The organism is Marinovum sp. PR37 (genome assembly GCF_028807375.1).
GTDB lineage: Bacteria > Pseudomonadota > Alphaproteobacteria > Rhodobacterales > Rhodobacteraceae > Marinovum > Marinovum algicola.
On record NZ_JARAML010000078.1, the window covers coordinates 1 to 1,199 of the forward strand.

The 1,199-nt window shown below is 52.9% G+C and carries 2 protein-coding genes; one reads left to right on the plus strand and one right to left on the minus strand.

All coding sequences use genetic code 11. The annotated features are described in order from the left end of the window. Window positions 1-234: transposase (locus tag PVW49_RS23690; protein ID WP_274591804.1), on the minus strand; the 234-nt coding region annotated here is incomplete at its 3' end. 634 nt (window positions 235-868) lie between these two features. Between PVW49_RS23690 and PVW49_RS23695 the strand changes: the two genes are divergently transcribed. After that, the gene (locus tag PVW49_RS23695; RefSeq protein WP_274591805.1) at window positions 869-1,153 is read left to right on the plus strand and encodes a hypothetical protein; all 285 of its coding nucleotides are present in this window, start codon (window positions 869-871) and stop codon (window positions 1,151-1,153) included. The last annotated feature ends 46 nt before the right edge of the window (window positions 1,154-1,199 follow it).

A 1,199-nucleotide genomic window follows, 5' to 3' on the forward strand; every position in this document is an offset into this window, starting at 1 on the left:
GTCAAGGACCAGCCGCTGCGGTAGAAACCGGGCGCTTACCTTCCAGCGATTGTACAAGGTCTTGTGCGGACCGTACTCCTTGGGTGCGTCCCGCCATCGCAAGCCATTGCGATTGATGAAGATAATCCCGCTTAAAACCCGTCGATCATCGACACGGGGCTTGCCGTGGGACTTGGGGAAAAAGGGCTCAAGACGCGCCATCTGGGCGTCGCTCAACCAGAAAAGATCAGACATGTTCACCGCTCGTTTTTCGAACCGTGAATCACGCCGCTAGACAGAAATCAATGGGTCCTGACCCTACGGCTCAAGTATTGCTGTCGATTTTCTGAGTGCAGGGTCCGGAGCGTGGAACCGGTTGGGGCTCTCATACAAAAGATGATGATCTGGTTTGCTTCGACGCTCGCATTGCACCCTGAGGGCTTGAGCTGTGCGAGAGGTTCGTCATTCGGGGATTAAGCTGTTTTCCTCTAAGGGCCGGAAAAAAGGAGTTCGTCTCACTAAGTCCTTGATATAGCTAACTTGAGTGTAGTTCCACGCCGTTTCCGACGCGGAAGATGAAACCACTATTTATCAGGTAATTGGCATGAATGTTGGCGAACCTTTATCTTAGGTTCGTCTATTTCTATTCCACGGATGTTCCTCCAAGGGTCGCACGTGACGCTCTTATACCTTGATGTTGAAGAGCGCAAGCCGTGCTGGTCTGGTGTCTAACGCGGTCTTCTGAGTGAGACCGCGTTAGACACCAGACCAGAACAGATAGACGGAAATTTCTGGACTGAAGCTTCTCACGTTTTTTCGGTCTCAGCCTCTCGAAGGAGGCTTGCTTGACGCGCCCAGAATGCGCGCCGATGAAACAAGGATGATGGCTATGCCAATCGGAAAAAAAGATGACTTCAAGCTTCAAGCCACTGCGATCCTCGCTGTTCGTCATGGCCGTGAAGTGGCTGATCAACTTGCTAATCTTCACGATGTTCCGCTTGGGGATCTGTCGTTGTCCGCACTAAGTGCCCTGCTGAGGCGGCTCGCCGTTGGTGATGTTGCGGATGGACGGGATCTCGTCACTCTCGAGGCACTGCAATTCGGTCTTGCAGAACGACTGGGGCGTGAGATGCTGGGTGACCTGCCACGGGATTTTTCCTCCACCGTTGATTAGAGTCTGACCTGCCACGGGATTTTTCCTCCACCGTTGATTAGAGTCC

Excerpts from the sequence above, each read along its gene's own strand:
- PVW49_RS23695 (WP_274591805.1), top strand. The coding sequence starts at position 869 with ATGCCAATCGGAAAAAAAGATGACTTCAAGCTTCAAGCCACTGCGATC.